Genomic DNA, 19,363 nt, shown 5'->3' with positions numbered 1-19,363 from the left:
TGCGCGCGCCGCCTGCCCGCCTACGCCGGCAGGCGCTCGTAGTCCACGAACGCGTAGTCGAAGGCGTTGCGATCGTCGGCGCGATGCGACTCGCGGGCGGTGATGCGCCAGTGCGCGGGATCGAAGCGCGGGAAGAAGGCGTCGGCGCCCTCGACTTCGGTGTCCACGTGGGTGAGCCGCAGGCGCGCCGCCAGTGGCAGGCACAGCGCATACACCTCGCCCCCGCCGATGACGGACAGCTGCCCGGCGGCATCGACCGCGGCGATCGCCCGGGCCTCGTCCACGCTGGCCACCGCCTGCATGCCCTCGAACGGCACCCGGCCGCCGCGGGTCAGCACCAGGTTGCGACGGCCCGGCAGCGCGCGCCCCAGGGACTCGGCGGTGCGTCGCCCCATCAGCAGCGGATGGCCCAGGGTGATCGCCTTGAAGCGCTTGAGGTCCGCCGGCAGCCGCCAGGGGAGGTCGTTGTCGCGACCGATCGCCTGGCGGCGATCGAGCGCGGCCACCAGGACCAGGTCGACCGCGTCGCCGGCGCTCAAACCGCCACCGGCGCCTTGATCGCCGCCTGCGGCGCGTAGCCTTCGATGGCGATGTCCTCGTAGCGGAACGCGAACAGGTCCTCGACCGCCGGATTGAGCACGAGCCTGGGAAGCGCCCCCGGCGTGCGCGACAACTGCTCGCGGGCCTGCTCGAAATGGTTGGAGTACAGGTGGGCATCGCCCAGGGTATGCACGAAGTCGCCCACGCCCAGCCCGCAGACCTGGGCGACCATGTGCGTGAGCAAGGCATAGCTGGCGATATTGAACGGCACGCCGAGGAAGATGTCGCCACTGCGCTGGTACAGCTGGCAGCTGAGCTTGCCGTCGACCACGTAGAACTGGAACAGCGCATGGCAGGGCATCAGCGCCATGTCGGGCAGCTGGGCGACGTTCCAGGCCGACACCACCAGGCGGCGCGAATCGGGGTTGCGGCGGATCTCGTCGACCACCCAGCGGATCTGGTCCACCTCGCCGCCGCGTCCGTCCGGCCAGTGGCGCCACTGGTGGCCGTAGACCGGGCCGAGCTCGCCGTTGGCGTCGGCCCACTCGTCCCAGATCGACACCTTGTGGTCCTTGAGGTACCCGATGTTGGTGTCGCCCTGCAGGAACCACAGCAGTTCGTGCACGATCGAGCGCAGGTGCAGCTTCTTGGTCGTCACCAGCGGGAAGCCCTTGGCGAGGTCGAAGCGCATCTGCCAGCCGAACACGCTGCGCGTGCCGGTGCCGGTGCGATCGCCCTTGTCCGAGCCTTCCTCGAGGACGTGGCGCAGCAGGTCGAGGTACTGGCGCATCGCTTACTCCTGGACCGGGGCAGCGGGACGGGGCTCGAGGACCGGCGCGCGGCGCGAGCGCCACAGCCAGTACAGGCCCACGAGGATCAAGGGCGTGCTGAGCACCTGGCCCATGGTCAGCCAGCCGAAGGCGAGGTAACCCAGTTGCGCGTCGGGCACGCGCACGAACTCCACCAGGAAGCGGAAACACCCGTACATCAGCGCGAACAGGCCCGACACGGCGTAGCGCGGCCGCGGCCGGCTGGAGAACCACCACAGCACGACGAACATCGCCAGGCCCTCGAGCGCCGCCTGGTACAGCTGCGAGGGGTGGCGCGCGAACACGTCGAGGCTGCCGCTGGCGTGCAGTTCGCGCAGGCGCTCGGCGGACATCGAGGCGAAGGGCTGCGGCAGGCTGCCGGGGAAGACCACGCCCCAGCCGGCGTCGGTCGGCTTGCCCCACAACTCGCCGCCGATGTAGTTGCCCAGGCGACCGAAGCCGAGTCCCGGCGGCACCAGCGGTGCCACGAAGTCCATGACGTCGAAGAAGTGCAGGCGATGCCGGCGCGACCACCACAGCCCCGCCACGAGCACGCCGATCAGACCCCCGTGGAAACTCATGCCGCCTTCCCAGACCCGGAACAGCATCAACGGATCTTCCAGCAAGGCCTCGAAGGCATAGAAGAAGACGTAGCCCAGGCGACCGCCCAGGACCACGCCCAGCATGCCGTAGAACAGCAGGTCGCCGAAGCCCTGTTCATCGACCCCGGGCAGTCGTCCGGCACGGATGCGGCGGCGGCCGAGCCACCAGGCGGTGGCGAAGCCGAGCAGGTACATGATCCCGTACCAGTGGACGCTCAACGGACCGATGTGGAAGGCGATCGGGTCGATCTGGTGCAGGACGGTCATGCGCGACAACGGCTCCGGAAGGGACGACGCGTCCTATTGTGCCCGAGCCGGGTCCGCTTCTGGGCCGGATGCCGACCCTCTGGCCCCACGCGGTTCATAGCAGGTGCGGATCGTCGGGCAGTTCGTTGGCATCGGCGGCATCGGCGGCGCGGGGAAAGTGCATCGCCACCAGGTCGGACATCGCCTCGATGCCGGCGACCACCGCCATTTCGGGCTCGCCCGCCCGCATCCGCGCTTCCACCGCCTCGCAGACCCCGCGCCACTGGGCCTCGCTGACGCGCCCGTCGTAGCCGCGATCGGCAACGATCTCGATGCGGTGTTCGGCCAGCAGCAGGTACAGCAGGACGCCGTTGTTGCCCGCGGTGTCCCACACCCGCAACCGCGCGAACACCTCGTGCGCACGGCTGCGGGCGTCGGCCCCGCTCCACGCCGCCGCCGCCGACAGCGCGGACTCGACCGCGAAGCAGATCTCGCCATGGTGACGCCGCTCGCCGTCCACCACCGCCTGCGTGATCCGCGACAGCGAGGCGGCCGGGAACAGGTGCCGGGCGTCCGCCGCGAACAGGTGCCGTACCAGTCGTTTCAGGCGTTCCATGGCGACCTCACCAGCTCCCGGAGGCGCCGCCGCCTCCGCTCATGCCACCGCCGCCGGACCAGCCGCCCCCGCCGCCCCCGGACCCGCCCCAGCCGCCGGACGACGAACCGCCGCCGAATCCGCCCCAGCCGCTGTCGCGGGCGAAACGGCCGCCGCGCCCGCCCCCGGCGCTGGCGCTCGCCAGGCCGATGAAGAAGCCCAGCACCGCCCCGACCCCGCCGACCAGCATCGCCGAGGACAGCAGCCACGCGATGCCGCCGGAGAGGGCTCCCCCCAACAGGCCCCGCGGGAACGTCGGCACGCGGCGGAAGATCGCCCGCGCCAGCTGGGCGACGACGAAGGCCGCGAACAGCGCGCCCAGCCAGTTGCCGCCACTGCCGCCGTCGTCGCGACGGTCCGCCATCGGCGCGGGCAGCGGCTCGCCCTCGACCAGGCCGGCGAGGACGCGGGAGGCCTCGTCCACGCCACCGGCGAAGTCGCCGGCGCGGAAACGCGGCACCAGGTACTCCTGGATCACGCGGTGGGCGGTGGCATCGGGGATCGCGCCTTCCAGGCCGTAGCCGACTTCGATGTGGACGCGACGGTCGTCCTTGGCCACGACCAGGAGCACGCCATCGTCCACGCCCTTGCGACCCAGTTGCCATTGCTCGAACACCCGCACCGCGTACTGCGCGATGTCCTCCGGCGCGGTGGTCGGGACCATCAGCACCTGCAGCTGGCTGCCCTTGGCGTCCTGCAATGCCCGCGCGCGGGCCTCCAGCGCCTGCCGCGTCGCGGCGTCCAGGGTGCCGGTGGTGTCGACCACCGGTCCGTCGAGCGACGGCACCGGCGCCAGGGACTGCGCAGACGCCGCGGACTGCAGCACCAGGAACAGGCCGAGGATCGCGAGCAGGCGGGCGATGCCCGGCAGGCGCGTGCCGGTCACGCGCGCTCAGCCGCCGGCGGGTGCGTCGCGGCCGAAATCGACCGCGGGCGCCTGCTGGATCGCGGCTTCGTCCTCGACGCTGAAGTTCGGCTTGGGCTTGTAGCCGAAGACCATCGCGGTGAGGTTGGTCGGGAACTGGCGGATGTAGGTGTTGTAGTCCTGCACGGCCTGGATGTAGCGCTGGCGCTCGACGCTGATGCGGTTCTCGGTGCCCTCGAGCTGGGCCTGCAACTGCAGGAAGTTCTGGTCGGCCTTGAGCTGCGGGTAGGCCTCGCTGACCAGCAACAGGCGGCCGATCGCGCTCTGCAGCTGGGCCTGGCCCTGCTGGAAGCGTTCGACCGATGCAGGGTCGTTGGCGTCGACGTTGATGCTGCCGACCCGGGCGCGCGCCTCGGCGACTTCGGTGAAGACCGCCTCCTCGTGCTCGGCGTAGCCCTTCACCGTCGCGACCAGGTTGGGCACCAGGTCGGCGCGCCGCTTGTAGACATTGAGGACCTGCGACCAGGCGGCCTTCACCGCCTCGTCCTTCTGCTGGATGGTGTTGTAGCCGCAGCCGCTCAGCGACAGTGCGACGACGAGCAGCAGGAAAGTCCGGAGGACCCCCGACGGAAAACGGACCGGTGGGACGGCGCGCGGGACGGCCATGGCGGTGTTCCTGGATGGGCGGGACTGCGCACGATTGCACCACTGCCGTGAGCGCCGCGCAACGCCGGCACCCACCCCGCCCTCACGCGGCCTTCACTTCTCCAACGAAGGAAACGGGAGGCTCAGGTGCGACCGAGCCGTTCCTGTTCGCGACGCTTGGCCCACAGGTTGAGGCACTCGACCAGGGCCGAGAAGCCCATCGCGCCATAGATGTACCCGCGCGGGATGTGCTGCTCGAAGCCATCGGCGATCAGGTACACGCCGACCAGCACGATGAAGGCCAGGGCGAGCATCTTGATCGTGGGATTGTTGTCGATGAACTGGCCCAGCGGCCGGGCGGCCAGGAGCATGACGCCGACCGCCAGCAGGATCGCCACCACCATGATCACGCGCTGGTCGGCCAGCCCCACGGCCGCGATGACCGAGTCGAGCGAGAACACGATGTCGATCACCGCGATCTGCGCGATCACCATGCCGAACGACGCCGCGGGCCGCGTGTGCACGTCCTCGGAGTCAGGCTCGCCGTGGACCAGGTCGCGGATTTCCATGCCGCCCTTCACCAGCAGGAAGCCGCCACCGACGATCAGCACCAGGTCGCGGACCGAAATGCCCTGGCCGAAGACGTGGAACAGGTCGTGTGTCAGCCCCGCCAGCCAGGCGAGCGTCAGCAGCAGGCAGATGCGCGAAACGCAGGCCACCGCGATGCCGAACTTGCGCGCGACCTCGCGTCGCTGCACCGGCAGCTTGCTGACCGCGATGGAAATGAACACCAGGTTGTCGATGCCCAGCACGATCTCGATGGCACTGAGGGTGAAGAGCGTGATCCAGGCATTCGGATCGGTCAGCAGTTCAATCACGGGGCGTCCGCGGGGTTCGTCCGGCAGGGCCGCCCATTCTAGAACAGCCGCGGCAGGAGGATGCCTCCCCAGACCAGGAGTACGTTCATCATCACCACGAAGACCGCCGCCGAACCCATGTCCTTGGCCCGGCCGGCCATGAAGTGGTGTTCGTCGCCGAAACGGGCGATGACGGCCTCCACGGCGGAATTGAGCAGTTCCACGCTGAGCACCAGCAGCATCGAGCCGACCAGCAGCACGCCCTCGACCGGGGTCCGGGCCAGCCAGGCCGCCAGCGGCGCCAGCACCACGAACAGGCAGACCTCCAGGCGGAAGGAGGACTCGTGAAGCCAGGCGGCCTTCAGTCCCTGCATCGACCAGACGGTGGCCTTCATGATGCGGCGCGGGCCGCGCGGCAGGTGTCCGAATTCATCGGCCATGGGGTACGGACCTCCTGGGGTCGGGCATGGGGGCGATACGCCGGATGCAGGCCGCGCGCGGCGCGGCGCCGGCCACGGCGGGCAATTCTGCCACAGCCGCATGACCGGCCGCCGTCGCGGGCGGCGCGCGATCACTCGGCTTCGTGGATCGCGGTGCCGCGGCTGCCGTCGGGCCGGATCCAGCCGCGGAACATACTCCCGGTGTTGAACGGCATGGCGATGTTGCCGTCGCGGTCCAGGGCGATGGCCCCGCCGTCGCCCCCGGCGTCGGTGACGATGCGGTTGACCACTTCTTCGGCGGCGGCGTCCAGGCGATCGCCGCGGTAGGCCACGCGGGCGCAGATGTCATGGGCGACCGCATTGCGGATGTAGTACTCGCCCCAGCCGGTGCCGGAGACGCCGCAGCCCGCATCGGCCCAGGTGCCCGCGCCGATGACGGGCGCATCGCCCACTCGCCCGAAACGCTTGTTGGTCATGCCGCCGGTGCTGGTCCCGGCGGCGATATGGCCGTGGCGGTCCAGGGCGACCGCGCCCACGGTGCCGAAATAGGCCGGCGCGTCGTCGCCGGCGATCCCGGCACTGGTCTGTTGCGCCTTCTCCAGCGCGCGGCGGCGGTGTTCGGTGTCGAACCAGCTGTTGTCCACGCGCTCGAGCTCCGGGCGCGTGTCGGCGAAGGCCTCGGCGCCCGCGCCGGCCATCATGACGTGCGGACTGTGCTCCATGACCGCCCGCGCGAGCAGGATCGGGCTGCGGACCGTGGTCACGCCCGCCACCGCCCCGGCGCGCCGGGTGTGACCCTCCATCAACGAGGCATCGAGTTCGTGGCCGCCGACGGCGTTGAAGACCGCACCCTTGCCTGCGTTGAAGCGTGGCGACTCCTCCAGCACGCGGATCGCCGCCTGCACCGCGTCCAGGGCGGCCCCGCCATCGGCAAGCACGGCATTGCCCGCGTCCAGCGCCTGGTCCAGCGTGGCGTGGATCTCGCGAAGGTCATCGTCGCTGAGCGACTCGCGCGGCACGAAGCCCGCGCCGCCGTGGATCACCAGGGCGGTCCTGCCTGCCTGCGGCGGCCCAGGGGCGTCTTCGGCCCGTGCATTCATCGCCATCACCATGGACGACACCAGCAACAACGTGGACAACATACGACGCATCGGACCCTCCCGCCCAGGCGCAAGACACCAGGTCCCGAGCATACCGCGGCGAGCGACCGCCTACTGCTGCCGCAACGCCTCGATCGGGTCCAGTTGCGAGGCCTTTCGCGCAGGGTAGTAGCCGAAGAACAGGCCGGTCGCCACGGAGAAGCCGGCCGCCAGCGCGATCACCTGGCCGTTGAGCGCGACCGGCAGCGAACCCATGCGCCCCACCAGCAGGGCTCCGGCAATGCCGATGACGATGCCCAGCGCGCCTCCGACCAGGGAAATCAGCATGGCCTCGGCCAGGAACTGGCGTCGCACGTCCGACGGCCCGGCGCCGACCGCCATGCGCAGGCCGATCTCGCGGATGCGCTCGGTCACCGAGACCAGCATGATGTTCATGATGCCGATGCCGCCGACCACCAGCGAGATCGTCGCCACCGCACCCAGCAGCAAGGACATCAGGCGCGTGGTGGCGGTGCGCGTCTCGATGATCTCGGCGATGTTGCGGACACGGAAATCATCCTCCGCCCCGGGCTGGATGCGATGGCGCTGGCGCAGGAGCGCCTCGACCTCCCCCTGCACGTAGCCCAGGTCGTCGGCACGGGTCACGCCCAGGGTGATCTGCTGCACCGCGCCGGGCGGCAGCGCCATCGCACCCATCAGGCGGCGGCGACTGGTCTCCAGCGGCACCAGCAGCACGTCGTCCTGGTCCTGGCCCCAACCGCCCTGGCCCTTGGGCTTGAGCGTGCCGACGACGGTGAAGGGCACCCGGCCCAGGCGCACCGTCTGGCCCACCGGGTCCTCGTCGCCGAACAGCTCGCGGCGCACCGTGTCGCCCAGGATCACCGACTTGGCGGCCGTGCCGTAGTCGCGCGGCTCGAAGACGGCGCCGCTGGCGATCTCCCAGCCTTCGATCGGGAAGAAGTCGGCCTGTACGCCCTGCCATTGGCTGGACCAGTTGTTCTCGGCGAACACCACCTGGGTGCCACCACGCAGCGAAGCGGCGACGTACTGCACCTCGGGGATGTCCTGGCGGATGGCGTCGGCATCATCCTCGTCGATGGTGAAGTAGCTGCTGGCGCTCATGCGCGCGCCGCCCGGGCCGCGCCCGGCGCCGGGGCTGATGTCGAGGCGGTTGGACCCCAGGCCCGACACCAGCTTGTCGATCTCGGCCTGCGTGCCCTGCCCCACCGACACCATCACGATGACGGCGGCGATGCCGATGATCACGCCCAGCGAGGTCAGCGCGCTGCGTACCCAGTTGCCGCGCAGGGCGAACACCGCGGTGCGCAGGACTTCCAGGAAGTTCATGGGCGCCCCCCCGCCGCTGCGCGGGCCTGCTCGTGCAGCGCGCCGTCGTGCATCTCCAGCACGCGGTCGCAATGCTCGGCCACGCCCGGGTCGTGCGTGATCAGCACGACGGTCTGCCCTTCCGCCTGCAGGCGCTTGAACAGGCCCAGGATCTCCTCGCCGGTATGGCTGTCGAGGGCGCCGGTCGGCTCGTCGGCGAGCAGCAACGCCGGTCGGTTGACCAGCGCGCGGGCGATGGCCACGCGTTGCTGCTGTCCGCCCGACAACTCGCTGGGGCGGTGGCCTTCGCGCGCGGCCAGGCCGACCGAGTCCAGCGCCTCGCGCGCGCGCCGCAGGCGCTCGGGACGCGGCACGCCGGCGTAGCCCATCGGCATGGCCACGTTCTCCAGCGCGCTCATGCGGCTGAGCAGGTTGAAGCCCTGGAACACGAAACCGATGGTCTCCAGCCGCAGGCGCGCCCGCGCCTCGGCATCGAGGGTCGCGACATCCACCCCCTTGCACAGGTACTGGCCGCTGCTGGGGGTGTCCAGGCAGCCGATGAGGTTCATCAGCGTCGACTTGCCCGAACCCGAGGGCCCCATGATCGAGACCAGCTCGCCGGCGTCGATGCGCATGTCCACGTCATGCAGGGCCACCACCTCGGCCGGCGTGCCGGGCGAGTAGACCTTGCCCAGCGCGCGCGTTTCGATGACGGTGGCGCTCATGGCGCGCTGCGCGTCCGGCCGGTGATCACGACTTCGCCCTCGGCGACCGGGCCCGACACCTCGCTGAAGCTGCCATCGCTCGCGCCCACGCGGACCATCACCGCGACCGGGGTGCCGTCGCGCAGCAGGTACAGCGGCGCCCGGCGCGCGCCCAGCAGGGCGCCGATGGCCGCGTTCCAGCGCGCCTTGCGGTCGTCGTCGAGCAGGGCAGTGAAGTCGGCGAACTGCTGCGCGAAGCGCTCCTGGATCCGCTGCCGCATCGCGCCGCTCATCCCGCCCGAGCCACTGGCCGCCGGCGGACGCCCACCCGGTCCGCCGCCGAACAGGACGCTGCGACCGCCACCGCCCTCCGCGGAGGGGGCGGCCGCCTGGCGGGAGGCGCGCTGCGCCTGCAGCCGCTCGAGGGCCGCATCGAAGGCCGCCTGCTGGGCGGCGTCGAGCCCGAGCGACGCGGCGATGCGCGGCAACGCGTCCTGCATCCCGCCGCCCGCACCACCGCCGGTCGCCGGCGCCGCGATCTCGCCCTCGTCCGGCCGGAAGCGCAGGGCGGCATTGGCGACCCGCAGCACGTCCTCGCGATGGTTGACCTCGATCTCCGCATTCGCGGTCATGCCAGGCAACAGGGACTGGTCGGCATTGTCCACCGACACCACCACCGGATAGGTGATGACGTTGTTGGTGTTGGTCGCCGACAGCCGGACCTGCTGCACCTCGCCGCGGAACTGTCGGTCGGGGAAGGCGTCGACGGTGAACGACACGCCCTGCCCCGCGCGCACCTGGCCGATGTCGGCCTCGTCGATCGCCAACACGATCTCCATCTTCGACAGGTCCTCGGCGATCTGGAACAGTACCGGTGCCTGCAGGCTCGCCGCGACCGTCTGCCCGGGTTCGACCGAACGCGTCAGCACCACGCCGTCGACCGGCGAGCGGATGACCGCCCGGTCCAGGTTGAGCTGGGCCGTGCGCGTGGATGCGATCTGCTGTTCGATCTGCGCGCGCGCCGCCTGCACCTGCGCCCGGGCCTGGTCGCGCGCGGCGCGAGCCAGGTCGGCATCGCTGCGGGCCACCAGCTGGCGGCCGACCAGCTCGCTCTTGCGCGTGTAGTCGGCCTCGGCGTTGCGCAGGGCGGCTTCGGCGGTCGCGAGCGCGGCGCGGGCATTGGCCACGGCCGCGGCGCCCTGGGCGATCTGCGCTTCGTACGTGCTGGGGTCGATGCGGGCGATCACCTGGTCCTTGCGGACGCGGTCGTTGTAGTCGGCCAGCACTTCGGTGAGCTGCCCGGAGATCTGGCTGCCGACATCCACGGTGGAGATCGCCGACAGGCTGCCGGTGGCCGAGATGCCCACGCGGATGTCGCCGCGATCGACGGTGACCGTCCGGTACGCGCCCTCGGCCGTTTCGGCGCCGCGGTGCTGCCAGGCGTAGAAGCCAGCGCCCAGGACCAGCAGCGGGACCAGCAGCCAGGCGGCCCGCTTGCCCCGGGCCGGGGTGCGCACGGGGCGGGACGGAGCGGAGTGTCGGTTCATTCGGTCGGTCGATGGTGGAGGGAGACCCTTGCGACAACGCGCGCGCCGCAGCCGCGTTGACGCGGCCCTGACACGAGCATGCCACGGGGTTCAGGCAACGAAGCGGATCGTCGCGGTCGTGCCCTTGCCCGGCTCGCTGAAGAGCTGCACGGGCCAGCCAAAGCGCTCGCCGAGGCGCCGGACGATGGACAGGCCCATGCCCTTGCCCTCCTCGCGCTCGGGGTCGGCACGGTAGAACGGGTCGAACGCGCGTCCCAGCGTGCCGGCGTCCATGCCGATGCCGGTGTCGCGCACTTCGATGCCGTCGGGCGACACGCGTACTTCGATGTGCCCGCTTTCGGTGAAGCGCGCGGCATTGCCCAGCAGGTTGCCGAGCATGACGTTGAGCACGTTCGGCGGGGCGTAGAGCCGCGGGCCGCCCTGGTCGACGATGGTCACGTCCACCGGCTTGCCCTTGAGCAGCGGCTGGATGCGATCCACCTCGTGGTGGACGACGTCCATCACGTCGAACTCTTCGCTCTGCGGCGCGATCTCGGCTTCCCGGGCGAGGATCAGGAACGCTTCGATCACCGCCTCCATGTCGCGCCCGGCGCGCTGCACGCGGGCCAGCGAACGCTGGGCCTGCGGCGAGGCCGAGGGGTCTGCCAGCATCAGGTCGGTCGCCACCCGGATCACGGTCAGGGGGGTGCGAAGTTCATGGCTGGCGTCGCGCGTGAAGTCGCGCTCGCGGGCGACGAAGGCCTCCACGCGGCCCGCCAGGCCACGCAGGGCGCGCGCCAGCGAGCGCACCTCCCGGCCCGAATCCACCGGCAGCGCGGTCGCCGAGATCGCCTCGGTGTCGGGCGCGCGGGGATCCCACCGGGCCACCACGTTGGCCAGCCAGCTGACCGGCGAGACCAGTCGCTTGGAGGTCCGGTAGCTCAGCCATGAGATGACCGCGATCGTCAGCATGGACAGCAACAGGCAGGCCAGGCCGGTGAGCAGGATCGCAAGTTCGACGTCGCCGGGCGTCAGCCGGAAGTAGACGACGCCCTCCGGGCGCCTGTCCACGTAGAACGTCGTGTGCCGCAGCGGCATCCAGTGCAGCCCCGCCGACATGTCGCGCACGTCGGCGGGCAGGGCGGGATCGAGCCGCCCCCCGGTGTCGAGGAAGCTCTCCATCGTGGAGGTCATCGGCAGCGGGTGGTCCGGATTGCGCGCGCGCTGCGTCCAGAACGTATCCGCCTCGGCCTGCATGCGATGGTCGAGCACCGCGTGCCGGACCAGCAGGCCGAGCACGACCGCGCCGCCGGCGATCAGCAGGCCGCTGATCAACGCATGCAGGATGAACACCAGTTTGATCTGGCGGTGCAGTCCGTGGGCCATGTCGGGAAGCCGGCGAGCGCCGCGCTCAGTCCGGCGACTGCGTGATGTCGGCGATCCGATATCCCGCGCTCTGCACGGTATGCAGCAACTGTTTGTCGAAGGGCTTGTCGATGGTCTTGCGCAGGTTGTAGAGATGGCTGCGCAGGGTATCGGAATCGGGCAGGCCATTGCCCCAGATCTCGCGCTCGATCTCCTGGCGGCTCACCACGCGCGGCGACTCGCGCATCAGGATCGTCAGCAGGCGAAGGCCGATGGGCGACAGTTGCAGCTCGTTGCCGCCGCGGGTGACGCGCAGGCTGGCGGGGTCGAGCACGAGGTCGGCGACCTTCAGCACCTCGCCGCCCACCTGGCGGCGCTCGCGGCGGATCAGTGCGCGCAGGCGGGCCTCGAGCTCCTGGATCGCGAAGGGCTTGGTCAGGTAATCGTCGGCGCCGACGGACAGGCCGTTGAGCTTCTCGTCGAGCGTGTCGCGGGCAGTCAGCATCAGCACCGGCGTGGACTTGCGCGCTTCCTCGCGCAGCTTCTTGCAGACCTCCAGGCCGTCCATGCGCGGCAGCATCAGGTCCAGCACGATGACGTCGTAGCTGTTGTCGGTGGCCAGCCGGTAGGCATCCAGGCCATCGGCGGCGTAGTCGACCTCGAAGCCGCGGCCTTCGAGATACTCGCCCACCATCTCGGAAATATTGCGGTTGTCCTCGACGATCAGGACCAGACCGCCCTCACGTGTACCCTGCATATGGGAAACCCCTCGCTTCAGTTTCGTGAAGGCTGCGGGAGACGCAGTGGATATCCCGTGAAAGCGTTGCCCGAACAGGGGGGCTTTCCCTGCTGGCAGATGAACATGCGGCGGACGACTGCCAGCCCCGGCGATGAAACGCCTGAAAACGTGACGCAAATCTCAAAATTTGATCCGGCCGCGCAGGATGTCGACGAACATCACCCAGTCGCCCGCGAAGGAATAGAACGGATGGCGGAACGTCGCCGGGCGGTTCTTCTCGAAGAAGAAGTGCCCGACCCACGCGAATCCGTAGCCGCAGGCGAGCGCGGCGAGCAGCCACCACGCATTGCCGCGCACCAACGCCGTCGCCAGCAGCACCAGCACCCCGCAACTGCCGATGAAGTGCAGTCGCCGACTGGTGCGGTTGGCATGCTCGCCCAGGTAGAAGGGATAGAACTCGCGGAAGCTGGAATAACGCATGCCGGCCGCCTCAGCCGAGCTCGAGCACGGTTTCGGGTGCGTTGCGCCCCGCCTCGCCATAGCGCAGGCGCGCGGTGAGGCGGCTCAGCTGTCCGTGGCTTTGCAGCAGCGGCTTGACCCGGGCGAGGATGCGGTCGGCATCGGGGCCGTACATGAAGAAGGTGCCGTCGCTGCCGTCCTCGGCGATCTCGTGCCCGTCGTACTCGCCGTCGCCGCTGTCGCCCAGTGCCGCGCGCAGCTGCTCCCCCAACTCGGCCAGCGGCCCGGTGTCGGGGGATCCGTACTGGAACGAGACGATGACGGCGTGCTCGCCGTTTTCCGCAGTACCGCGCTTGCCGAACCACCTGGACCACCAGCCCATACGTTCCTCCTAGCGCCCTGCGCGCATCGCGGCCTTCATTCCAGCGCCTTGACCCGTGCCCAGTACGCATCCTGCGCGTCCAGCGCCAAGTTCTCAAGTCGCTCGCCGTCGGCGGCCGCCAGGGCCTCCATGGCGCGGAAGCGTCGCTCGAACTTCAGGTTGGCGCGGCGCAACGCCGTGCCCACGTCGACCGCGCCATGCCGGGCGACATTGGCGCAGACGAACAGCATGTCGCCGATTTCCTCCTCCAGTCGCGCCTGCGCGGCGGGATCGGACGGGCGGGCCCGCAGGCACTCGAACTCGGCGCGGACCTCCTCGATCTCCTCGGCCAGTTTGGCCAGCACCGGCGCGATGCCGGGCCAGTCGAAGCCGACGCGGGCGGCGCGCTTCTGCAGTTTCACTGCGCGCTGCCATTCGGGCAGGCCGCGGGCGATGCCCGCCAACGCCGAAGCATCGGCCTCGCCGCGTGCGTCGCGCTCGCGTTGCTTGAGCGCCTCCCAGGCCACGGTCTGCCCGGCGGCGTCGCCGACTTCGTCGTCGCCGAAGACATGCGGGTGCCGGCGCACCATCTTGTCGCTGATGGCGGCCACCACGTCGGCGAAGTCGAAGGCACCCTGCTCCTCCGCCATGCGCGCATGGAAGACCACCTGCAGCAGCAGGTCGCCCAGCTCGTCCTTGAGGTCGTCCAGGTCGCCGCGATCGATCGCGTCGGCCACTTCATAGGCCTCCTCGACGGTGTACGGGGCGATCGAGGCGAAATCCTGTTCGACGTCCCAGGGGCAGCCATCGACCGGATCGCGCAGGGCACGCATGATCGCCAGCAGGCGACAGATGTCGCCGGGCGCCAGGCCGGTCTCCACGTCTGCGTCCCGCGGCGGGCCGGCCATGCTCAGGCGCCCAGCCAGTCGCGCCAGGGCAGGGACAGGTCGCCCAGGGCGACGAACTCGCCGTTGAGGATGGTGTCGCGCTGGTTGTAGCGGAACGGCCGTCCCTGCAGGTCGAGCACCGCGCCGCCGGCGCCTTCCAGCACGCACTGCGCGGCGGCGGTATCCCACTCGCTGGTCGGGCCGAAGCGCGGGTAGACGTCGATCCCGCCCTCGGCGATGCGGCAGAACTTGAGCGAAGAGCCCAACCCCACCGGCTCGACTTCGCCCATGCGGCCGATGAAGCCCTCGGTGCGCGGGTCGCGATGCGAACGACTGGCCGCCACCCGCAAGGGGGCGTCCGCCGGCCGGCGGACTTCCAGCGCGCGGTCGTTGCCGCCCCCGCGCCGGGTCGCACCCTGCCCGCGCCCGCCGAACCAGGACACGCCGGTGACGGGAGCCTGGACGACGCCGAAGACCGGCTCGCCGTCGTCGACGAGCGCGATATTGACGGTGAACTCGCCGTTGCGCTTGACGAACTCGCGGGTGCCGTCGAGCGGATCGACGATCCACAGCCGCGTCCAGCCGCGTCGCGTGGCCGTGTCGATCTCGTCGGCCGACTCCTCCGACAGCACGGGGATGTCCGGCGTCAGTCGCGCCAGGGCCTCCACGATGCAGCGGTGCGAGGCCAGGTCGGCGGCCGTGAGGGGCGAGCGGTCGTCCTTGTGCTGGACGGCGAAATCGCTTTCGTAGACTTCCATGATCGCGTTGCCGGCGCGGTACGCCAGTTCGACGATCGATTCGCGCAGTTCGGGGGAAAGGGGGGCGTTCGGGGTCATCGGGCCTGGGTCCTGAGCCATTCGCGGGCAATGAACAACGCCGCGATGGAGCGGCCTTCGGAAAAGTCCTCGCGCAGGATCAGCTGGTCCAGCGCGTCCAGCTTCCACGGCACGACCTCCAGCGCTTCGGGCTCGTCGCCGGGCAGCCGCTCGGGATACAGGTCGCGGGCGATCACCAGCTGGGTTTCGTGGCTCATGTAGGTCGGGGCCAGGGTCAGTGCGCGCAGCACCTTCAGGTCGCGCGCGCCGTAGCCGGCCTCCTCCTTGAGTTCGCGGTCGGCCGCCTCCAGCGCGGACTCGCCCGCGTCGATCCGCCCCTTGACCAGGCCCAGTTCGTAGCGGTGCATCCCGGCGGCGTACTCGCGGACCAGCAGGACCGTGTCCTCGTCGATCAGCGGGACGACCGCCACCGCGCCATGGCCGCGGTTGTGCAGCCGCTCGTAGCGCCGGCGCTCGCCATTGGAGAACTCCAGGTCGAGCCGCTCCAGGCGGTAGGGACCGGCCTCGTGCTCGGTGATGCCGTGGATGGTCGGCAGGCGCGGGCTCATCGCGGCGCTCCCGGCCATGCCGGCGCCATGGGGAAGAGAAAAATCGCTGCAGGCACGATAATGGGGGAATGGACAAGTCGATTCACGATCCGCTGATGCTAGCAGAGGGCGGGGCTTCGAGCGCCGACCGCTGGCGCGAGCGCGACCTCGCCGTGCTCTGGCATCCCTGCACGCAGATGCGCGAGCATCCCGACACCCTGCCACTGCTGCCGATCGAGCGCGGGGAAGGCCCCTGGCTCGTCGGCCGCGACGGCAATCGCTACCTGGATGCCGTCAGCAGCTGGTGGGTCAACCTGTTCGGCCATGCCGAGCCACGCATCGCGGCGGCGATCGCCAGGCAGGCCAGCGAGCTCCAGCACGTGATCCTGGCGGGTTGTTCGCATGCGCCCGCCGTCGAGCTGGCCGAGCGCCTGCTTGCGATCGCGCCGCGCGAGCCCGGCCGCGCGCCCTTCAACAAGGTCTTCTACGCCGACAACGGCTCGGCCGGCGTGGAGGTCGCCCTGAAGATGGCCTTCCACTGGTTCCGCAACCGCGGCATCGAGGGACGCGACAAGTTCATCGCGCTGGAAGGCGGCTATCATGGCGAAACCCTCGGCGCGCTCGCAGTCGGCGACATCCCGCTGTATCGACGGGTCTATGCGCCCCTGCTGACGGAAGCGATCTTCGCGCCCTCCCCGGATGCCTACCTGTGCGAGCCGGGCGAGTCGCCGCAGGCACGCGCACGACGTGCCGCCGCCGCCCTGGGCGAGCTGCTCGAGCGGCATGCGGGCGAGGTCTGCGCGTTGATCCTGGAGCCACGGCTGCAGTGCGCCGGCGGCATGCGCATGCACGATCCACTCTATCTGCGCCTGGCACGCGAGCTGTGCGACGCCCATGGCGTGTTCCTGATCGCCGACGAGATCGCGGTGGGCTTCGGCCGCACGGGCACGCTGTTCGCGAGCGAACAGTCCGGCGTGGCCCCCGACTTCCTCTGCCTGTCCAAGGGCCTGACGGGCGGCTCGCTGCCGCTGGCGGCGGTCCTGACCACCGAGGCGGTATACGAAGGCTTCCTCGACGACTCGCGCGAGAAGGCCTTCCTGCATTCGCACAGCTACACCGGCAATCCGCTTGCCTGCGCCGCGGCGCTGGCGACGCTCGGGATCTTCGAGCAGGACCGTGTGGTGGCGCGCAACCGCGACACCGCCGCGGCCATGGCGCGGCTGGCGGCGCCGATCGGCGAGCACCGCCACGTGGCCGACCTGCGCCAGGCGGGCATGGTCCTGGCATTCGAACTCACCCGCGACGGCAACCGCGGCACGCCGTTCGACCCGGCATCGCGCGTGGGCCTGCGAGCCTATCGGGCCGCGCTGGAGCGCGGCGTGCTGCTGAGGCCGCTCGGCGACGTGCTGTACTGGATGCCGCCGTACTGCGTGGACGACGAGGCCCTGGACCTGCTGGCGAGGACCACTGCCGAGGTCATCGAGATCGCCACCGGCGAGGCGATGGCATGAGGCTCACCCGCGTCCACGTGGCGCTGCCGCTGGTTGCCGGGCAGGCGCTCGACCTGCCCGAAGGTCCCGCCGGGCACCTCGCCCGGGTCCTGCGCCTGGGCGTCGGCGACACCTGCATCGTGTTCAACGGCGACGGCCACGACCATCCGGCCCGCCTGGTCGAGGTCGGCAAACGCCATGTCCGGGTGGAAATCGGCGAGGGCGTGCACGTCGACAAGGAGTCGCCCTTGCCGGTGGTGTTGCTGCAGAGCGTCGCCCGCGGCGAAAAAATGGACCTGGTGCTCCAGAAGGCCACCGAACTGGGGGTCGATGCCGTGCATCCGGCCTGGTCGCAACGCAGCGAGGTCCGCCTGGAAGGCGCGCGGGCGGACAAGCGCCTGGCGCACTGGCGCAGCGTCGTCGTGTCGGCGTGCGAACAGAGCGGACGCGCGCGCGTGCCGGCGGTGGAAGCGCCCCTGCCGCTGCCGCTGGCACTGGCGGCCTTGCCCCCAACGCCGTTGCGCCTGACGCTCGACCCGGACGGCACGCACGCGCTGGGCCAGCTGGAGGTTGGTCCCGGACAGCCCGTGGTCGTGGCGATCGGCCCGGAGGGCGGCTGGTCGCCCCAGGACCTGGAACAACTGCGCGCAGCGGGTTTCACCGGCATGCGGCTCGGGCCACGCGTGCTGCGCACCGAAACCGCGGGCCTGGCGGTGCTGTCCGCGTTGCAGGCGCGCTTCGGCGACTTCGCCTGACGCGGCGTGTCCCCGGAACGGGGGCGACGTCAGACCTTGAAATGGATGCCGCGCGCGTCGAGGACCCGCACCACCCCCCACCAGAGCGCGACGAAGGCCAGGGCGTAGGCCAGCGACGGCACGTAAGGCCCGAAGCGCGGCGTCATCCAGTTCGCGAAGCCATGCTGGTAGAGGGGATCGAGACCGCCCAGGGCGACCAGCGCGTACAACATGAAGGCCGAGCCGGCGTAGGCCGCGATCGCATTGACACCGAAGGCGCGCCCCCAGGCCGGCCAGCCGCGGCGATCGACCGCTTCATGGGCGAGCAACAGCAGGGCGCAGGCCAGTCCGCCGCTCCACAGCACGTACGAGGGCGTCCACAGGTTCTTGTTGATCGGCAGCGCGAGCTGCCAGGCCAGCGCCAGCACCATCGCGCCCGCGGCGCCCAGCAGCAGCGCCCGTCGCCGACCGTGGCGAAGCGCGTCGCCGGCACGCAGGCCCAGCACGGTCGTCGCGAGCGCGCCGAGGCTGCTGGCCAGGCCCTCGGGGTCGTGGCCCAGGCCCGTGGCCGGATCGTAGAGGTAGCAGTGAACGCCCAGCGCCCAGGTGTCGAAGCGGCTGGCGGCATTGGTCCATGGGTCCAGCGTGCCGCCAGCGGCGAGCAGCGCCCAGTAGCCCGGGAGCAGCGCGCCGACCACGATCCACTGCTGGCGCGCCGACAGGTAGAGCATCGCCAGGGCCGCGAACAGGTAGCACAGGCCAATGCGCTGCAACACGCCCATGACCCGGTAGTGCGCGAGGTCGAAGGCCCAGTAGGCGCACAGGTGCAACAGCAGGCCGAGCCCGATGATGCGCGCGGCACGCGACACGACGGGGCGAAGGAACTGCGATGCCGGACGCCCCTGCTCGAGCGGGCGGCCCAGCCCAAGGCTGATCGATACGCCGACGATGAACAGGAACAGCGGGAAGATCAGGTCCGTGGGGGTGAAGCCGTGCCAGTCCGCATGCAGCAGGGGGGCATACACGTGGCCCCAGTCGCCGGGATTGTTGACCAGCAGCATGGCTGCCACGGTGACGCCGCGCAGGGCGTCGACCGATGCCAACCGGCCTCCGGGGCCGCCCCCACCGGCCAATGCGGCGGCGTTCAAGCCGCTTCGGCGATGGCGTCCACGATCCGGGTCTCGAGCGACTGCAGGTCCGGCAGCAAGGCGAGGTCGTCGTTGTGGACCACGCGGGCGTGTACGGCGGCAGGCAGTTCGCCCTGGTCCTCGTCGAGCACGATGCCGGTGTCGGCCACGGTCACCAGACGAGGGAAGCCCTGCGTCAGGATGGCGAAGTACGGCGCGCGGGGATTGCCGCCCAGCGCCTTGAGCACGACGACCTTGCTACCCAGTCCGGGCTTGTCCTGGTCGATGCCCGCCAGCTGCGAGAAGGCCACCAGCGGAACCTGCCAACCGTGCCAGCGGATCCGTCCCAGCAACCAATCGGGTGCGTTGGCGAAGGGTTCCGGCGCGGCGTACGAGAGCACTTCGGCGATCGTCGCGTTGGGCAGGATCAGTCGCGCGCCCGCGACCTGGATGAGCACGCCGCGGATGTCGCGGACGCTGCGTTCTTCGCTCGAATGGAAAGGAGTCTGGGACATGGCGGAAT

At 70.5% G+C, this 19,363-nt stretch carries 23 protein-coding genes; 2 read left to right on the top strand and 21 right to left on the bottom strand.

Going from position 1 to position 19,363, the window contains the following annotated elements:
- Positions 1-20: 20 nt before the first annotated feature.
- The 19 genes from H4F98_RS01440 to nudE all read right to left on the bottom strand — a co-directional run bounded on the left by H4F98_RS01440 (position 21) and on the right by nudE (position 15,510).
- Positions 21-515 carry a dihydrofolate reductase gene (locus tag H4F98_RS01440; RefSeq protein WP_182684909.1) on the bottom strand — a complete coding sequence of 165 codons (495 nt, stop codon included), beginning with the start codon at positions 513-515 and terminating at the stop codon, positions 21-23.
- Between the two features lie 20 nt (positions 516-535).
- Positions 536-1,330: a thymidylate synthase gene (locus tag H4F98_RS01435; protein ID WP_182684867.1), complete on the bottom strand. Its 795-nt coding sequence runs from the start codon at positions 1,328-1,330 to the stop codon at positions 536-538.
- A 3-nt stretch (positions 1,331-1,333) separates the two neighbouring features.
- The gene (lgt, locus tag H4F98_RS01430; RefSeq protein ID WP_182684866.1) at positions 1,334-2,218 is read right to left on the bottom strand and encodes a prolipoprotein diacylglyceryl transferase; all 885 of its coding nucleotides are present in this window, start codon (positions 2,216-2,218) and stop codon (positions 1,334-1,336) included.
- 94 nt (positions 2,219-2,312) lie between these two features.
- The gene (locus tag H4F98_RS01425; protein ID WP_182684865.1) at positions 2,313-2,813 is read right to left on the bottom strand and encodes a TPM domain-containing protein; all 501 of its coding nucleotides are present in this window, start codon (positions 2,811-2,813) and stop codon (positions 2,313-2,315) included.
- Between the two features lie 7 nt (positions 2,814-2,820).
- A complete protein-coding gene (locus tag H4F98_RS01420; protein WP_343064706.1) occupies positions 2,821-3,738 on the bottom strand; it encodes a TPM domain-containing protein in 918 nt (305 codons plus the stop codon).
- Between the two features lie 6 nt (positions 3,739-3,744).
- Positions 3,745-4,383, bottom strand: coding sequence for a LemA family protein (locus H4F98_RS01415; protein WP_182684864.1), 639 nt, complete (start codon positions 4,381-4,383; stop codon positions 3,745-3,747).
- Between the two features lie 122 nt (positions 4,384-4,505).
- Complete coding sequence (locus H4F98_RS01410; protein ID WP_182684863.1) at positions 4,506-5,240, bottom strand: TerC family protein; 735 nt, start codon at positions 5,238-5,240, stop codon at positions 4,506-4,508.
- Between the two features lie 38 nt (positions 5,241-5,278).
- Complete coding sequence (locus H4F98_RS01405) at positions 5,279-5,659, bottom strand: diacylglycerol kinase (protein WP_182684862.1); 381 nt, start codon at positions 5,657-5,659, stop codon at positions 5,279-5,281.
- A gap of 131 nt (positions 5,660-5,790) precedes the next feature.
- The gene (locus tag H4F98_RS01400; RefSeq protein WP_425487559.1) at positions 5,791-6,789 is read right to left on the bottom strand and encodes an isoaspartyl peptidase/L-asparaginase family protein; all 999 of its coding nucleotides are present in this window, start codon (positions 6,787-6,789) and stop codon (positions 5,791-5,793) included.
- Positions 6,790-6,870: 81 nt separating this feature from the next.
- Positions 6,871-8,106 carry an ABC transporter permease gene (locus H4F98_RS01395; RefSeq protein WP_182684861.1) on the bottom strand — a complete coding sequence of 412 codons (1,236 nt, stop codon included), beginning with the start codon at positions 8,104-8,106 and terminating at the stop codon, positions 6,871-6,873.
- Complete coding sequence (locus H4F98_RS01390; RefSeq protein ID WP_182684860.1) at positions 8,103-8,810, bottom strand: ABC transporter ATP-binding protein; 708 nt, start codon at positions 8,808-8,810, stop codon at positions 8,103-8,105. The genes H4F98_RS01395 and H4F98_RS01390 overlap by 4 nt, the downstream gene beginning before the upstream one ends.
- Positions 8,807-10,336 carry an efflux RND transporter periplasmic adaptor subunit gene (locus H4F98_RS01385; RefSeq protein ID WP_182684859.1) on the bottom strand — a complete coding sequence of 510 codons (1,530 nt, stop codon included), beginning with the start codon at positions 10,334-10,336 and terminating at the stop codon, positions 8,807-8,809. The genes H4F98_RS01390 and H4F98_RS01385 overlap by 4 nt, the downstream gene beginning before the upstream one ends.
- 90 nt (positions 10,337-10,426) lie before the next feature.
- Entirely contained in the window at positions 10,427-11,701 is a 1,275-nt protein-coding gene (locus H4F98_RS01380; protein WP_182684858.1) for a sensor histidine kinase, read from the bottom strand.
- Positions 11,702-11,726: 25 nt separating this feature from the next.
- Positions 11,727-12,437, bottom strand: coding sequence for a response regulator transcription factor (locus tag H4F98_RS01375; RefSeq protein WP_141518106.1), 711 nt, complete (start codon positions 12,435-12,437; stop codon positions 11,727-11,729).
- A 162-nt stretch (positions 12,438-12,599) separates the two neighbouring features.
- Positions 12,600-12,899: an Mpo1-like protein gene (locus H4F98_RS01370; protein WP_182684857.1), complete on the bottom strand. Its 300-nt coding sequence runs from the start codon at positions 12,897-12,899 to the stop codon at positions 12,600-12,602.
- 10 nt (positions 12,900-12,909) lie between these two features.
- Positions 12,910-13,260 (bottom strand): hypothetical protein, encoded by a 351-nt coding sequence (locus H4F98_RS01365; RefSeq protein WP_182684856.1) that lies wholly within the window; start codon positions 13,258-13,260, stop codon positions 12,910-12,912.
- A 35-nt stretch (positions 13,261-13,295) separates the two neighbouring features.
- Positions 13,296-14,147 carry a nucleoside triphosphate pyrophosphohydrolase gene (gene mazG / locus H4F98_RS01360; protein ID WP_182684855.1) on the bottom strand — a complete coding sequence of 284 codons (852 nt, stop codon included), beginning with the start codon at positions 14,145-14,147 and terminating at the stop codon, positions 13,296-13,298.
- 2 nt (positions 14,148-14,149) lie between these two features.
- On the bottom strand, positions 14,150-14,962 hold the full coding sequence (cysQ, locus tag H4F98_RS01355; protein ID WP_182684854.1) for a 3'(2'),5'-bisphosphate nucleotidase CysQ: 813 nt from the start codon (positions 14,960-14,962) through the stop codon (positions 14,150-14,152).
- Positions 14,959-15,510: an ADP compounds hydrolase NudE gene (nudE, locus tag H4F98_RS01350; RefSeq protein ID WP_182684853.1), complete on the bottom strand. Its 552-nt coding sequence runs from the start codon at positions 15,508-15,510 to the stop codon at positions 14,959-14,961. The genes cysQ and nudE overlap by 4 nt, the downstream gene beginning before the upstream one ends.
- A 95-nt stretch (positions 15,511-15,605) precedes the next feature.
- Between nudE and bioA the strand changes: the two genes are divergently transcribed.
- Complete coding sequence (gene bioA, locus H4F98_RS01345) at positions 15,606-17,000, top strand: adenosylmethionine--8-amino-7-oxononanoate transaminase (protein ID WP_425487558.1); 1,395 nt, start codon at positions 15,606-15,608, stop codon at positions 16,998-17,000.
- Positions 16,997-17,734, top strand: a complete 738-nt coding sequence (locus H4F98_RS01340; RefSeq protein ID WP_182684851.1) for a 16S rRNA (uracil(1498)-N(3))-methyltransferase — start codon at positions 16,997-16,999, stop codon at positions 17,732-17,734. The genes bioA and H4F98_RS01340 overlap by 4 nt, the downstream gene beginning before the upstream one ends.
- A 29-nt stretch (positions 17,735-17,763) precedes the next feature.
- Here the strand turns inward: H4F98_RS01340 and H4F98_RS01335 are convergent, their stop codons facing one another.
- Positions 17,764-18,816 (bottom strand): acyltransferase family protein, encoded by a 1,053-nt coding sequence (locus H4F98_RS01335; protein ID WP_281368111.1) that lies wholly within the window; start codon positions 18,814-18,816, stop codon positions 17,764-17,766.
- 41 nt (positions 18,817-18,857) lie between these two features.
- Complete coding sequence (locus tag H4F98_RS01330) at positions 18,858-19,355, bottom strand: chemotaxis protein CheW (RefSeq protein WP_182684850.1); 498 nt, start codon at positions 19,353-19,355, stop codon at positions 18,858-18,860.
- Positions 19,356-19,363: the final 8 nt, after the last annotated feature.

The sequence above is a fragment of the Marilutibacter spongiae genome (assembly GCF_014145325.1).
Lineage (GTDB): Bacteria > Pseudomonadota > Gammaproteobacteria > Xanthomonadales > Xanthomonadaceae > Marilutibacter > Marilutibacter spongiae.
This window is presented reverse-complemented; position numbering and strand designations above follow the sequence as displayed.

What these genes read in the sequence shown, in the direction of transcription:
- H4F98_RS01380 (WP_182684858.1), bottom strand. Translation starts at nt 11,701, where the DNA reads ATGGCCCACGGACTGCACCGCCAGATCAAACTGGTGTTCATCCTGCAT.
- H4F98_RS01395 (WP_182684861.1), bottom strand. Translation starts at nt 8,106, where the DNA reads ATGAACTTCCTGGAAGTCCTGCGCACCGCGGTGTTCGCCCTGCGCGGC.
- H4F98_RS01370 (WP_182684857.1), bottom strand. Translation starts at nt 12,899, where the DNA reads ATGCGTTATTCCAGCTTCCGCGAGTTCTATCCCTTCTACCTGGGCGAG.
- cysQ (WP_182684854.1), bottom strand. Translation starts at nt 14,962, where the DNA reads ATGACCCCGAACGCCCCCCTTTCCCCCGAACTGCGCGAATCGATCGTC.
- bioA (WP_425487558.1), top strand. Translation starts at nt 15,606, where the DNA reads ATGCTAGCAGAGGGCGGGGCTTCGAGCGCCGACCGCTGGCGCGAGCGC.
- H4F98_RS01435 (WP_182684867.1), bottom strand. Translation starts at nt 1,330, where the DNA reads ATGCGCCAGTACCTCGACCTGCTGCGCCACGTCCTCGAGGAAGGCTCG.
- nudE (WP_182684853.1), bottom strand. Translation starts at nt 15,510, where the DNA reads ATGAGCCCGCGCCTGCCGACCATCCACGGCATCACCGAGCACGAGGCC.
- mazG (WP_182684855.1), bottom strand. Translation starts at nt 14,147, where the DNA reads ATGGCCGGCCCGCCGCGGGACGCAGACGTGGAGACCGGCCTGGCGCCC.
- H4F98_RS01375 (WP_141518106.1), bottom strand. Translation starts at nt 12,437, where the DNA reads ATGCAGGGTACACGTGAGGGCGGTCTGGTCCTGATCGTCGAGGACAAC.
- H4F98_RS01405 (WP_182684862.1), bottom strand. Translation starts at nt 5,659, where the DNA reads ATGGCCGATGAATTCGGACACCTGCCGCGCGGCCCGCGCCGCATCATG.
- H4F98_RS01390 (WP_182684860.1), bottom strand. Translation starts at nt 8,810, where the DNA reads ATGAGCGCCACCGTCATCGAAACGCGCGCGCTGGGCAAGGTCTACTCG.
- H4F98_RS01385 (WP_182684859.1), bottom strand. Translation starts at nt 10,336, where the DNA reads ATGAACCGACACTCCGCTCCGTCCCGCCCCGTGCGCACCCCGGCCCGG.
- lgt (WP_182684866.1), bottom strand. Translation starts at nt 2,218, where the DNA reads ATGACCGTCCTGCACCAGATCGACCCGATCGCCTTCCACATCGGTCCG.
- H4F98_RS01340 (WP_182684851.1), top strand. Translation starts at nt 16,997, where the DNA reads ATGAGGCTCACCCGCGTCCACGTGGCGCTGCCGCTGGTTGCCGGGCAG.
- H4F98_RS01330 (WP_182684850.1), bottom strand. Translation starts at nt 19,355, where the DNA reads ATGTCCCAGACTCCTTTCCATTCGAGCGAAGAACGCAGCGTCCGCGAC.
- H4F98_RS01425 (WP_182684865.1), bottom strand. Translation starts at nt 2,813, where the DNA reads ATGGAACGCCTGAAACGACTGGTACGGCACCTGTTCGCGGCGGACGCC.
- H4F98_RS01415 (WP_182684864.1), bottom strand. Translation starts at nt 4,383, where the DNA reads ATGGCCGTCCCGCGCGCCGTCCCACCGGTCCGTTTTCCGTCGGGGGTC.
- H4F98_RS01365 (WP_182684856.1), bottom strand. Translation starts at nt 13,260, where the DNA reads ATGGGCTGGTGGTCCAGGTGGTTCGGCAAGCGCGGTACTGCGGAAAAC.